11 protein-coding genes are annotated in these 11,976 nt (G+C 70.3%); 7 read left to right on the forward strand and 4 right to left on the reverse strand.

What is annotated here, in order from left to right; genetic code table 11:
* Positions 1 to 45 precede the first annotated feature (45 nt).
* Positions 46 to 531, reverse strand: coding sequence for a ribose-5-phosphate isomerase (locus ACFVDP_RS21005; protein WP_383491572.1), 486 nt, complete (start codon positions 529 to 531; stop codon positions 46 to 48).
* A 176-nt stretch (positions 532 to 707) separates the two neighbouring features.
* Here ACFVDP_RS21005 and ACFVDP_RS21010 point away from each other — a divergent pair, with 176 nt between their 5' ends.
* The gene (locus tag ACFVDP_RS21010) at positions 708 to 2,117 is read left to right on the forward strand and encodes an amino acid permease (RefSeq protein ID WP_383491574.1); all 1,410 of its coding nucleotides are present in this window, start codon (positions 708 to 710) and stop codon (positions 2,115 to 2,117) included.
* 92 nt (positions 2,118 to 2,209) lie between these two features.
* Here ACFVDP_RS21010 and ACFVDP_RS21015 read toward each other — a convergent pair whose 3' ends face one another.
* The gene (locus ACFVDP_RS21015; RefSeq protein WP_383491576.1) at positions 2,210 to 3,778 is read right to left on the reverse strand and encodes a protein kinase; all 1,569 of its coding nucleotides are present in this window, start codon (positions 3,776 to 3,778) and stop codon (positions 2,210 to 2,212) included.
* Between the two features lie 249 nt (positions 3,779 to 4,027).
* On the opposite strand from ACFVDP_RS21015, the gene ACFVDP_RS21020 reads away from it, so the two are divergent.
* Both ACFVDP_RS21020 and ACFVDP_RS21025 read left to right on the forward strand, forming a co-directional pair.
* Positions 4,028 to 4,813, forward strand: coding sequence for an LPXTG cell wall anchor domain-containing protein (locus ACFVDP_RS21020; RefSeq protein ID WP_383491578.1), 786 nt, complete (start codon positions 4,028 to 4,030; stop codon positions 4,811 to 4,813).
* Between the two features lie 78 nt (positions 4,814 to 4,891).
* On the forward strand, positions 4,892 to 6,244 hold the full coding sequence (locus ACFVDP_RS21025; protein ID WP_383491580.1) for an FAD-binding oxidoreductase: 1,353 nt from the start codon (positions 4,892 to 4,894) through the stop codon (positions 6,242 to 6,244).
* Between the two features lie 4 nt (positions 6,245 to 6,248).
* Here the strand turns inward: ACFVDP_RS21025 and ACFVDP_RS21030 are convergent, their stop codons facing one another.
* On the reverse strand, positions 6,249 to 6,845 hold the full coding sequence (locus ACFVDP_RS21030) for a biotin transporter BioY (RefSeq protein WP_383491582.1): 597 nt from the start codon (positions 6,843 to 6,845) through the stop codon (positions 6,249 to 6,251).
* A 257-nt stretch (positions 6,846 to 7,102) separates the two neighbouring features.
* Here ACFVDP_RS21030 and ACFVDP_RS21035 point away from each other — a divergent pair, with 257 nt between their 5' ends.
* The 4 genes from ACFVDP_RS21035 (at position 7,103) to ACFVDP_RS21050 (ending at position 11,195) form a co-directional block, all read left to right on the forward strand.
* Positions 7,103 to 8,470 (forward strand): amino acid permease, encoded by a 1,368-nt coding sequence (locus ACFVDP_RS21035; RefSeq protein WP_383491584.1) that lies wholly within the window; start codon positions 7,103 to 7,105, stop codon positions 8,468 to 8,470.
* Between the two features lie 166 nt (positions 8,471 to 8,636).
* On the forward strand, positions 8,637 to 10,061 hold the full coding sequence (locus ACFVDP_RS21040; RefSeq protein WP_383491586.1) for an amino acid permease: 1,425 nt from the start codon (positions 8,637 to 8,639) through the stop codon (positions 10,059 to 10,061).
* Positions 10,062 to 10,193: 132 nt separating this feature from the next.
* A complete protein-coding gene (locus ACFVDP_RS21045; protein ID WP_383491588.1) occupies positions 10,194 to 10,835 on the forward strand; it encodes a superoxide dismutase in 642 nt (213 codons plus the stop codon).
* Positions 10,836 to 10,976: 141 nt separating this feature from the next.
* Positions 10,977 to 11,195, forward strand: a complete 219-nt coding sequence (locus ACFVDP_RS21050; protein ID WP_383491591.1) for a hypothetical protein — start codon at positions 10,977 to 10,979, stop codon at positions 11,193 to 11,195.
* A gap of 1 nt (position 11,196) precedes the next feature.
* Here ACFVDP_RS21050 and ACFVDP_RS21055 read toward each other — a convergent pair whose 3' ends face one another.
* Complete coding sequence (locus ACFVDP_RS21055; protein ID WP_383491593.1) at positions 11,197 to 11,838, reverse strand: DsbA family protein; 642 nt, start codon at positions 11,836 to 11,838, stop codon at positions 11,197 to 11,199.
* Between the last annotated feature and the right edge of the window lie 138 nt (positions 11,839 to 11,976).

The following is an 11,976-nucleotide window of genomic DNA, read 5'->3' on the forward strand; positions in this document are numbered from 1 at the left end:
CGGACCCCGCTCCTCAATCGCCGGAGGGGCTTGATCTGGCCGTGATTACGCCTGCGGGTGGTGGGCCGGGATCGCCGGGAGTTCGCCGGTCTCCTCGTAGCGGGACAGCATGTCGATGCGGCGCTGGTGGCGCTCCTCGCCGGACCAGGGCGTGGTGAGGAAGGTCTCGACGAACTTCGTCGCCTCTTCCTGGGTGTGCATGCGGCCGCCGACCGACATCACGTTGGCGTTGTTGTGCTCGCGGCCGAGGGCCGCGGTCTGCTCGCTCCAGGCGAGGACGGCACGAACGCCCTTGACCTTGTTCGCGGCGATCTGCTCGCCGTTGCCCGAACCGCCGATCACGACACCCAGGGCGTCGGGGTCCGCCGCCGTGCGCTCCGCGGCGCGGAGGCAGAACGGGGGGTAGTCGTCGACGGCGTCGTAGATGTGGGGCCCGCAGTCGACGGGCTCGTGGCCGTGGGCCTTCAGCCATTCGACCAGGTGGTTCTTGAGTTCGTAGCCGGCGTGATCGGAGCCGAGATAGACGCGCATGGATCCGAGTGTGGCACGGCACGGGCCGGGTAGTCGCTGGCGGGGCCCTGACCTCCTGATTCACCGGCGTAACTCGGCGTAACAAAGACAACGATCCGGAGTCAGCCCTTCCGCAGGGGCCGATCCTGAGCTTTGAATGCCAGGGCTCGCCCCACCGAGACCCTAAGGAAGTCTGCATGTCTTCGCAGTCAACCCTGGCGCCGAACGAGACACCGCCCGAGGAGGACGGCCTCAAGGCCGGACTCAAGAACCGTCACCTGTCGATGATCGCCATCGGCGGTGTGATCGGCGCCGGACTCTTCGTCGGATCCGGTTCCGGGATCGCGGCGGCCGGACCCGCCATCCTCGTCTCGTACGCCCTGGTCGGCGCGATGGTCGTCCTGGTGATGCGGATGCTCGGCGAGATGGCCGCGGCGCGGCCGTCGTCCGGGTCCTTCTCCGCCTACGCCGATCAGGCGCTCGGGCGCTGGGCCGGGTTCTCCATCGGCTGGCTGTACTGGTTCTTCTGGGTCGTGGTGCTCGCCGTCGAGGCGACCGCGGGCGCGACCATCCTCAACGGGTGGATACCGGCGGTCCCGCAGTGGGCCTGGGCGCTGATCGTCATGGTCGTGCTCACCGTCGTGAACCTGGCGGCCGTGGGCTCCTACGGCGAGTTCGAGTTCTGGTTCGCCGGGATCAAGGTCGTCGCCATCGGCGCGTTCGTGATCATCGGGCTGCTCGCCGTGTTCGGGGTGCTGCCCGGCTCGGACAACCCGGGCAGCGGCTTCGGGCACCTCACCGACGCGGGCGGGTTCTTCCCCAAGGGGCCCGGCGCCATCCTCACCGGTGTGCTGATGGTCGTCTTCTCCTTCATGGGCAGCGAGATCGTCACGCTGGCCGCCGGTGAGTCGGAGAACCCGCAGAAGGCCGTCACCCGCGCCACCAACTCGGTGATCTGGCGCATCGGCATCTTCTACCTCGGCTCGATCTTCGTCGTGCTGACGCTGCTGCCGTGGAACGACCCGTCGATCGTCAAGGACGGGTCGTACGTCGCCGCCCTGAACTCCATCGGCATTCCGCACGCCGGCCAGGTCATGGACGTCATCGTGCTGACCGCAGTGCTGTCCTGTCTCAACTCCGGGCTCTACACCGCCTCCCGCATGGCCTTCTCGCTCGGGCGGCGCGGTGACGCGCCGAAGGCGTTCGCGAAGACCACCTCGCGGGGTGTGCCGCGCACCGCGATCCTCGGCTCGGTCGTCTTCGGGTTCCTCGCCGTCTGGTTCAACTACCAGTGGCCGGACACCGTCTTCAACTTCCTGCTGAACTCGTCGGGCGCCGTCGCGCTGTTCGTGTGGCTGGTCATCTGCTTCACGCAGCTGAAGATGCGCGGCATGATCCTGCGCGAGCAGCCGGAGAAGCTCGTCGTGAAGATGTGGCTGTTCCCGTATCTGACGTGGGCGACGATCGCGATGATCTCGTTCGTGCTCGTGTACATGCTGACCGATGACGCCGGGCGTGAGCAGGTGCTGCTGTCGTTGCTGGTGGCCGTGTTCGTGGTGGCGTTCGCGCTGGTGCGGGAGCGGGTGCAGCGGCAGCGGCAGCCTTGAGCGGCGCCCCGCGCCGGGGCTGAGGTCTCGGGGCTCCGCCCCGGACCCCGCTCCTCAATCGCCGGAGGGGCTTGAGCGGGGCCTGGTTGTGGTTATGGCCTCAGCACCGTGAAGGTCTTCTTCACCTGCTCGTACCTCGCCTGCGCGGGGCCCGCGACCTGCGGCTGGTACCAGGTGCCGATCTGGTACGAGCGTGAGTCCTGGTCGAAGCCGAGGAGTTCGGCGTGCCAGCGCCTGCCGTCGAGGGTGAAGAGGTACTCCCAGACGACGGCGGGGCGGCCCCGGAACGTCGTGCGGTCCAGCCGGATCTTCACGTAGTCCTGGCCCTGGTGGGCGTCGCGCTCCGACTTCTGCCAGGTCGCCAGCAGGTCGTCCTTGGCGAGCGCGGACTGGGTGACCAGTTCCTGGGTGCCGTCGGGGGCGGTGTAGTGCACCTCGGACGCCGTCTTCACCGCCCGCTTCCATCCCTTGGGCGGCACCCACGCGTAGCCGACCTCGCGGATCGAGCCGGGGGGCAGGGTCTGGGCCGTGGGCGGGCGGGACGTGCCCTCGACGGTGGGCGGGCGCGACGCCGTGGCCGTGGGGCCCGCGCCGCCCGCCTGTGAGTCACCGCCGCCGGGCAGCGTGAGCGCGAGCGCCGCCGCGACGCCCGCGGCCACCGCCACCGCGAGGGCGATCAGCAGATTGCGGCGGCGCCTCCCGCGCGGGCCCGCCGGGGCGGCGGGCGGGGCGGACGGCGGGCCGAGCAGATCGTCGCCGCGGATCGGTTTCGCGCACTCCGTCGGGGCCTCCTGGGCGGGGGGCGGTGGCGGGACCGGGCGGCGCAGGCCGATGTTCAAGGTGGGCGTGGGTGTGGGGGCGGGGGCGGGGGCGGGGGTCGGGCTCCCCTGAGGCGGGTGGGCCGCCGGGCTCGCGGCGGGCGGTGCGAGCGCCTTCACGACCTCGTCGAGGCCGGGGCGTTCCTGCGGCTCCTTCGCGAGGAGCCGGGTGAGCAGCGGCGTCAGCCGGCCCGCCTCGGGCGGCAGCCGGGGCTCCTCGTAGAGGACGGCGTGCAGCGTCGCGAGGGTGGTGTCCCGGCTGAACGGGGAGCTGCCGCCGAGCGCCGCGCACAGCGTCGCGCCGAGCGACCACAGGTCGGAGGGCGGGCCCTGCGGTTTGCCCGAGATCCGCTCGGGCGCCATGTAGTCGGGCGAGCCGACGAGCATGCCGACCATGGTGAGCGCCTCGGTGTCCTGGATGGCGGCGATCCCGAAGTCGGTGAGCATGACGCGGTGCCTGCCCACCCGTTCGAGCAGGACGTTGCCCGGTTTGATGTCGCGGTGCAGGACGCCGCCCGCGTGCACCTCGCGCAGCGCCTCGGCCAGGCCGCGGCCGATCCCCGCGACATCGTCCACGCCGAGCGGCCCGTCCTCGACGAGCGTCTGCTCCAGGGAGCGGTTGTCGATCAACTCCATGACGATCCACAGCCGTTCACCCTCGTCCACGACGTCGTAGACGCGCACCACGCCCGGGTGGTCGATCCGGGCCGTGGCGCGGGCCTCGCGCAGGGTGCGCTCGCGGCGGGTGCGGGCGTCCTCGGGGTCGAGGCCGTCGATGCGCATCTCCTTCACGGCGACGGGCCGGTCGAGCATCTCGTCGACCGCACGCCACACACGCCCCATGCCCCCCTGGCCTATGTGCTCGTCCAAGCGGTAGCGCCCAGCCACCACCCATCCCCGGACGCCTCCGCTTACATTTCCTGACTGCCCTGGCAATCGACTGCACCCCCGAAACACAGAGAAACACAAAATCGATACATCGCGCTCTCCCAGCATAGTGGGGAGAAATCTTGTGGTACCTCTTCAAGTACTGCGAATTCGGACGCAGTTGCAGCCGTCACGGGGGAAACAGAAACACCAAGGGGGACGAACATGAGTTCAGTTATGCGTGCGGGGCGCCGGGCCACCACGGCTGGGCCACTGCTGACCGCGGCCGTCGCGGCGGCGCTGGTCCTGCCCGCCACCGCGGTCGCGGACAACGCTCCAGGTCCGGGCAGCAGTGAGGGGGGCAAGGTCATGGGCAAGGCGCCCGCCGGCGTCGAACCGACCACGACTCTGCCCAAGAAGATCTCGGTCGACAATTCGACGGGGAAGACGAAGGATCTCGTCGCTACCGTCCAGAACAAGGGCACCGAGGACAGCGGGAAGATCTCTTTGGCGGTCGTCGGATTCGACGGACTCACCGTGAAAGATGTACCGGGCTGCACATCTATTCCGGAGAACAAGCTGCCGAAGGGTTCCAACAGCGGATTCTCCTGCCCGGTGTCGAATCTCGCGGCCGGGAAATCGAAGTCGTTCCCGGTCTCCGCGACCTTCGATCTGTCGAAGACCGGGAAGATCTGTCTGCCGGTGCAGAGCGCGGACGGGAAGACGACGTTCTGGCAGCAGGGCCCGGTGCCGTTCGGCACGACCAGCCCCTCGCCGAACGCGCCGGTGACACCGCTGCTGCTGAACACGGTGAACAAGCCGGCCACCCCGGCCGGTGACAAGGGAGGCGAGGGAGGCAAGGCCGGGGACAAGGGCGAGCTTCCCTCGACGGGCCCCGCGGACCGGGTGCTGCCGCTCGGCGCGGTGGGCGCGGCGCTGCTCGCGGTCGGTGGCGCGGGCCTGTGGTGGACCCGGCGCCGTCCGTCGGAGGAGTCCTCGGCGGCCCGCTGAGACCGGCGGCCCGCCGGATTCGGCGAGCCGCCGAAAAGCTGACGGATTCTGTCAGGTTGAGCGCGCAGAGTGCGGGACATGACGACGATCCCTGACGCTCATGACCCGCACTCCGTGCGCACCCTCCGCCCGGCGGACACCGGTTACGACGACGAACGGACCGGGTTCCAGACCGGTTTCACCCAGCACCCCGACGTGATCCACGCGGCGGCGGCGCCGGACGACGTGGTGGCCGCCGTGGCGTACGCGGCGCGGGCCGGTCTGCCGGTGGGCGTCCAGGCCACCGGTCACGGGCTGCCGGACAGTTCGACGGGCGGGGTGCTCATCACGACACGGCGGATGGACGAGGTCCGTGTCGACGCGGCGGCCCGCACCGTACGCGTCGGCGCGGGCGCCACCTGGGGCGCCGTGGTGCGCGCCGCGGCACCGCACGGCCTCGCCCCGCTCAACGGCTCGGCGCCGACCGTCGGCGCGGTCGGCTCCACACTGGGCGGCGGACTCGGCATCCTGGCGCGGGAGTTCGGCTACACCGCCGACCATGTGCGCTCCCTGGACGTGGTGACCGCGGACGCCGTCCCGCGCCGCGTGACGGCGGACAGCGACCCCGAGCTGTTCTGGGCGCTGCTGGGCGGCGGCGCGGGCCTGGGCGTGGTGACGTCCCTTGAGGTCGGCCTGGTGCCGGTGGCCCGGCTCTACGGTGGCTCGCTCGGCTACGACGGGCGGGAGACGGACGTGGCCGATGTCGTCGGGGCCTACACGGCCTGGGCCGCGACCGTCCCGGACACGCTGACCTCGTCGCTCGCCGCGCTGGTCTACCCGGACTCCCCCGCGATGCCGCCGCACCTGCGCGGCCAGTACGTGATCTCCGTACGGATCGCCTTCACCGGGACGGCAGCCGAGGGCGAGCGGCTGCTCGCGCCGCTGCGGGCCGCGCTCGGGGAGCCCGGCACGGACACGGTGCGCGAGATGCCGTACGGCGACAGCCACACCATCCACGCCGACCCGGACTTCCCGCACCCCTACTACGGGGACAGCGCGTTCCTCGAAGGTACGGACGTCGCGGACGGGCTCGGTGAGCTGTTCCGGCTGTCGGGGCCCGGCGCCGACGGCATGCACATCGTGCAGCTCAACCATCTGGGCGGGGCGCTGTCGCGGCCCGCGCCGAACGCGGTGCCGTACCGGGACGCGGGCTGGCTGGTGCGGATCCTCTCGCCGCTCGGCGACGGGGGCAGGGACGCGGCGCGGGTCCATCACGCGCGGGCGTTCGCGGCCGTCGGGGACCACACGGTCGGCCGCTCGCTGAACTTCGCCTTCGGCGGCGGCGACCGTACGGACGGGCTCCACGACCCGGACACGCGAAAGAGGCTCGCCGTCGTGAAGGCCGCGTACGACCCGGCGAACCTCTTCCGGAGGAACTACAACCCGCGTTAGCCGCTTACTTGTCGGCGAGCTTCCAGGCGGCGGGCAGCGCGCCCATCGCCAGGGCGGCCTTGAGCGCGTCGCCGATCAGGAACGGGGTCAGGCCCGCGGCGAGCGCGGCGCCCAGACCCATGCCGGTGGACAGCGCCAGGTACGGGACGCCGACCGCGTAGACGATGGCCTCGCCGATCAGGAAGGCGCGGGCGGTGCGCCACACCGAGCGGTCGTCGCCGCGGCGGGCGAGGGCGCCGACGGCCGCGGAGGCCAGCATCAGGCCGATGACGTAGCCGAACGACGCCGTCGCCCAGCCCGAGCCGCCCTCGGCGAACCACGGCATGCCGGCCATGCCCGCGAGCGCGTACAGCGCGAGCGCGAGGAAGCCGCGGCGGGCGCCGAGCGCGGTGCCGACGAGCAGCGCGGCGAAGGTCTGCCCGGTGACCGGCACCGGGGAGCCCGGGACGGGGATCGCGATCTGCGCGGCGATGCCGGTGAGGACGGCGCCGCCGACGACCAGGGCCGCGCTCTTCGCAACAACGGCGGACTTGGTGCGGGAGGCGGGGAGGAGGTCGGCGAGGACCTTGCCCGGGCGGGCGACTGCGGCGGCGGTACTCATGGGGACTCCGCGAGGTTCGTGGGTGGGCAGGGCGGGACGTGGTGACGCTATCCCAGGGGGGTTGAGCCGATCACGGTCTCCGATCGACAAAGGCTTGAGCGCAGTGTTGGTGGGCTCTGCACAAAGAACCGCATGTACACCACATCCGGGGTGACGCTCGTCACTGGGAAGGGTCCGTTTTGCGTGCGGAGGCGCGCGAAAGCGAGACTGTAGGTTCCCGCCAACGCGTTGCTCGCCTCAGATCGGCTGAACCCCCCATGCACGACGACGTACCGCCCGAACCGCTCTCCGGGGGCCTCAAGCAGCGCCACCTCACGATGCTCGGTCTGGGCGGTGTCATCGGGGCGGGGCTCTTCGTCGGCTCGGGCGCCGGGATCCAGGTCGCGGGCCCCGGCATCGTGCTGTCGTACCTGATCGCGGGCGCCATCGCGATGTGCGTGATGCGGATGCTCGGCGAGATGTCGGCGGCGATGCCCGCCTCCGGCTCGTTCTCGGTGCACGCGGAGCGGGCGCTCGGCCGGTGGGCCGGGTTCAGCGCCGGCTGGCTGTACTGGTTCCTGCTCGTCGTGGTGCTCGCCGTCGAGGCGACGGGCGCCGCGCAGATCGCGAACGGCTGGGTGCCGGGCGTCCCGCAGTGGGCCTGGGTCCTGCTGTTCATGCTGGTGTTCACCGCGGCGAACCTGGCGGCGGTGAAGAACTTCGGCGAGTTCGAGTTCTGGTTCGCCACCCTCAAGGTCGTCGCCATCGTCGCGTTCCTGGTGCTCGGCACGCTCGCGATCTTCGGGCTGCTGCCCGACACCGACCCCGTCGGCCTCACCCATCTCACCGGCGACGGCGGCTTCCTGCCGCACGGCTGGCAGGGCGTGGTCTCCGGCGTGCTCGCGGTGGTCTTCGCGTTCGGCGGTCTGGAGGTCGTCACCATCGCGGCCGCCGAGTCCGACGACCCGGTGCGCTCGGTGGCGCGGGCGGTGCGCAGCGCGGTGTTCCGGATCCTGTTCTTCTACGTCGGTTCGATGCTGGTCATCGTCACGGTGCTGCCCTGGACGGCGCAGAAGGCGGGCATCAGCCCGTACGTGACCGTCCTGGACTCGATCGGCATCCCGTCGGCCGGCCAGATCATGAACATCGTCGTCTTCGTGGCACTGCTTTCCGCGCTCAACGCCAATCTCTACGGCTCGTCCCGCATGATCTTCTCGCTGGCCGAGCGCTCCGAGGCGCCCCGGGCGCTGCTGAGGGTGAGCGGGGGCGGGGTGCCCCGGCGGGCGGTGCTCGCGTCGGTGGCGTTCGGCTTCGTCTCCGTACTGCTCAATCTGGAGTGGCCGGACAGCGTCTTCCTCTACATGCTCAACTCGGTCGGCGCGGTGCTGCTGTTCGTGTGGGCGCTGATCGCGCTGTCCCAGCTGCGGCTGCGGCGCCGGATCGAGCGGGAGTCCCCCGAGCGGCTCGTGCTGCGGATGTGGGCGTTCCCGTGGCTGACCTGGGCGGCGCTCGTGGCGATGGCGGCGGTGTTCGTGCTGATGCTGACCGACGACACGGCGCGGCCGCAGCTGCTGTGGTCGACGGGGGCGACGCTCGCGGTGCTCGCCGTCGCGGGTGTGCGGGAGCTGCGCGCACGGCGTGTCTGACCGTTCACGGTACGTCGACACGAACGTCGCCGAGTGTGAGCGTCGTGTCCGTATTCCGGAAACGTCTTCCCTGTAGGCGGAGTGCGCACTCAGACTGTGGCGGTTTTACGCGCTCATTACATCGGCGCACCCGCACCCCGTCTCAGCTACTGAACAGGGCAATTCCATGTCTCGGACGTCCGCGCAGTCGCCGGCCGACGCGCAACCGTCGACCGGCCGGCCCGACCAGCCGGTGGACACCTCGTCGCTCTCGCCCGGCCTGAAGCAGCGCCACCTCTCCATGATCGCGCTCGGTGGTGTGATCGGCGCCGGGCTCTTCGTGGGCTCCGGCACCGCGATCGCCGCGGCCGGTCCCTCGATCATCCTCGCCTACGCGATTTCGGGCGCCCTCGTGATGCTCGTGATGCGCATGCTGGGCGAGATGGCGGCGGCGTATCCGGCCTCCGGCTCGTTCTCCGTGCACTCCGAGCGGGCCATCGGTCCGTGGGCCGGGTTCACGGCGGGCTGGTCGTTCTGGTTCCTGCTGTGCGTGGCGGTCGGCCTGGAGGGCATCGGCGCGGCGCAGATCGCGCACGGCTGGGTTCCGGGTGTGCCGGAGTGGCTGTGGGTCGCCCTGTTCATGCTCGTCTTCACCGCGACCAACGTCTCGGCCGTGAAGAACTTCGGCGAGTTCGAGTTCTGGTTCGCCACCCTCAAGGTCGTCGCCATCGTGGCGTTCCTCGTCATCGGCGTCCTGGCGGTCTTCGGGCTGCTCGGCAACGACGCGCCGGGCACCGAGAACCTCACGGGTCACGGCGGCTTCATGCCCAACGGCACCGAGGGCCTGATCGCCGGACTCCTCGCGTCGGTCTTCGCGTACGGCGGTCTGGAGACCGTCACCATCGCCGCGGCCGAGTCCGAGCACCCGGTGCAGGGTGTGGCGAAGGCCGTGCGGACGGCGATGTGGCGCATCGCGATCTTCTACGTCGGCTCGATGGCCGTGGTCGTCGCGCTCATCCCCTGGTCGGACAAGGCGCTGGTGGACCCGGACAAGGGCTCCTACGTCGCCACCCTCGAATACCTGGACCTGCCGGCGGCCGGCGTCATCATGAAGATCGTGGTCTTCGTCGCGCTGCTCTCGGCGATGAACGCCAACATCTACGGCGCGTCGCGCATGGCCGGTTCGCTGGTCGCGCGCGGCCAGGGCCCCAAGGTCATCGGGAAGATCCACGGGGGCGTGCCGCGGATCGCGGTGCTGCTGTCCGCGGTGTTCGGCTTCGTGTGCGTGCTGCTCAGCTACTGGCGCCCCGACGACATCTTCCAGTGGCTGCTGAAGACGATCGGCGCCCTCATCCTCGTCGTCTGGTTCTTCATCGCCGCGTCGCAGCTGATCCTGCGGCGCCGGCTGGAGCGCGAGGCCCCGGAGCGGCTCGTGGTGAAGATGTGGGCCTACCCGTACCTGACCTGGGTGGCGCTCGCGGGCATGGCCGTCGTCTTCGTCCTGATGGCCCGCGAGGAGGGCACCCGCGAGCAGCTCTACTACGCGGGCGGCCTCACCGTGATCCTCGCGGCCGTCGGTTACGCGCGCCAGAAGCTGGCCGGGCAGAAGTAACTCCCCCACCTGCGACGAGAAGGACCCCCGGGCCGTGCGGCCCGGGGGTCCTTCTCGTTGCGCGCGGCACTGTTGCTGTTAGCCTGCACTTGCGAACTACTTGCAATAAGCAGCCGGAGGGCACGGAGAGACATGGCCACGTACACGCTTCCTGAACTTCCGTACGACTACGCGGCACTTGAGCCGGTCATCAACCCGCAGATCATCGAGCTGCACCACGACAAGCACCACGCGGCGTACGTGAAGGGCGCGAACGACACCCTGGAGCAGCTGGCGGAGGCCCGGGACAAGGAGCAGTGGGGCTCGCTCAACGGCCTGGAGAAGAACCTGGCCTTCCACCTCTCCGGCCACATCCTGCACAGCATCTACTGGCACAACATGACCGGTGACGGCGGCGGCGAGCCGCTGGCCGCGGACGGGGTGGGTGACCTCGCGGACGCCATCACCGAGTCGTTCGGCTCGTTCGCCGGGTTCAAGGCGCAGCTGACCAAGGCCGCCGCGACGACGCAGGGCTCCGGCTGGGGCGTGCTCGCGTACGAGCCGGTGAGCGGGCGGCTGATCGTCGAGCAGATCTACGACCACCAGGGCAACGTGGGACAGGGCTCGACGCCGGTCCTCGTCTTCGACGCCTGGGAGCACGCCTTCTACTTGCAGTACAAGAACCAGAAGGTGGACTTCATCGAAGCCATGTGGCGGGTCGTCAACTGGCAGGACGTGGCCAAGCGCTACGCCGCCGCCAAGGAGCGGGCCTACAACCTGCTGCTGGTTCCCTGAGCCGACGGCTCCCCCATGCGTCCCGCCTCGTGATCGTCTTCTCAACCTTCACGCGGGTGGGCGGCTGAAAAGGACAGACCCCGCGAGGACGTGACTCGCGGGGTCTGTCGGTATGCGGGGTTCCGGGGGACCGTCGTGCCTATGCCGATGTCCAAGAACTGCGAGAACTGCCAGGGGCCACTGCAGAACTTCCGTCACTCCACGGACGCCGAGCAGGCCTACTTGATCAAGGAGGAGGGCCTGAGCCCCGCGGAGGCGAACGGTTTCTGGCGCTGCCAGGGCAATGACGGGAAGTGCCGCAGGGTGCAGCACCACCTCAATGCACGCAACGGGTACACCCTCCCGGAAGATTTCGCCTAGGTCAGTCGAAGACCGGCCCCTGCGTGCGCGTGCGCTTGATCTCGTAGAAGCCCGGGACCGAGGCGACGAGCAGGGTGCCGTCCCAGAGCTTGGCGGCCTCCTCGCCCTTGGGGGCCGGGGTGACGACCGGGCCGAAGAAGGCGATCTGCTCGCCGTCGGCGCCGGGCACCGCGATGACCGGGGTGCCGACGTCCTGGCCGACCTTGTCGATGCCCTCCTTGTGGGAGGCGCGCAGCTCGGCCTCGTACTTCGTGCCGTCCCAGTGGTCGAGGAGGGAGGCGGGCAGGCCGACCTCCTCCAGGGCGCCGGCGACGGCCTCCTTCGTGGGGCCCTCGCCGCGGTTGTGGATCCGGGTGCCGAGCGCCGTGTACAGCGCGCCGAGGACCTCGGGGCCGTGCTCCTCCTGCGCCGCGATGACGACGCGGACCGGGCCCCAGGCCTTGGTCGCGAGCATGTCGCGGTACTCCTCGGGCAGCTCGTCGAGCCTGTTCTCGTTCAGTACCGCGAGGCTCATCAGGTGCCAGTGGACCTCGATGTCGCGGACCTTCTCGACCTCCAGGACCCAGCGCGACGTCATCCAGGCCCAGGGGCACAGGGGGTCGAACCAGAAGTCGACGGGGGTCTTCTCAGCCGTGGTGGACATGGCTCTCCTCAGAAGTCACCGGGTGGTCTTGCCTGCGGCAACGCGGCCCGTGCCGATCGCATTCCCTGCATGTCCGGCGCCGGGGGCGCGTGCGAGGATCGTAGGAGTTCGAACAGTCCCGCATAGCCCCGCACAGTC

Origin of the sequence: Streptomyces sp. NPDC057694, from assembly GCF_042799415.1 — a bacterium.
GTDB lineage: Bacteria > Actinomycetota > Actinomycetes > Streptomycetales > Streptomycetaceae > Streptomyces.

Excerpts from the sequence above, each read along its gene's own strand:
- ACFVDP_RS21005 (WP_383491572.1), bottom strand. The coding sequence starts at position 531 with ATGCGCGTCTATCTCGGCTCCGATCACGCCGGCTACGAACTCAAGAAC.
- ACFVDP_RS21010 (WP_383491574.1), top strand. The coding sequence starts at position 708 with ATGTCTTCGCAGTCAACCCTGGCGCCGAACGAGACACCGCCCGAGGAG.
- ACFVDP_RS21015 (WP_383491576.1), bottom strand. The coding sequence starts at position 3,778 with ATGGGGCGTGTGTGGCGTGCGGTCGACGAGATGCTCGACCGGCCCGTC.
- ACFVDP_RS21020 (WP_383491578.1), top strand. The coding sequence starts at position 4,028 with ATGAGTTCAGTTATGCGTGCGGGGCGCCGGGCCACCACGGCTGGGCCA.
- ACFVDP_RS21025 (WP_383491580.1), top strand. The coding sequence starts at position 4,892 with ATGACGACGATCCCTGACGCTCATGACCCGCACTCCGTGCGCACCCTC.
- ACFVDP_RS21030 (WP_383491582.1), bottom strand. The coding sequence starts at position 6,845 with ATGAGTACCGCCGCCGCAGTCGCCCGCCCGGGCAAGGTCCTCGCCGAC.
- ACFVDP_RS21035 (WP_383491584.1), top strand. The coding sequence starts at position 7,103 with ATGCACGACGACGTACCGCCCGAACCGCTCTCCGGGGGCCTCAAGCAG.
- ACFVDP_RS21040 (WP_383491586.1), top strand. The coding sequence starts at position 8,637 with ATGTCTCGGACGTCCGCGCAGTCGCCGGCCGACGCGCAACCGTCGACC.
- ACFVDP_RS21045 (WP_383491588.1), top strand. The coding sequence starts at position 10,194 with ATGGCCACGTACACGCTTCCTGAACTTCCGTACGACTACGCGGCACTT.
- ACFVDP_RS21050 (WP_383491591.1), top strand. The coding sequence starts at position 10,977 with ATGCCGATGTCCAAGAACTGCGAGAACTGCCAGGGGCCACTGCAGAAC.
- ACFVDP_RS21055 (WP_383491593.1), bottom strand. The coding sequence starts at position 11,838 with ATGTCCACCACGGCTGAGAAGACCCCCGTCGACTTCTGGTTCGACCCC.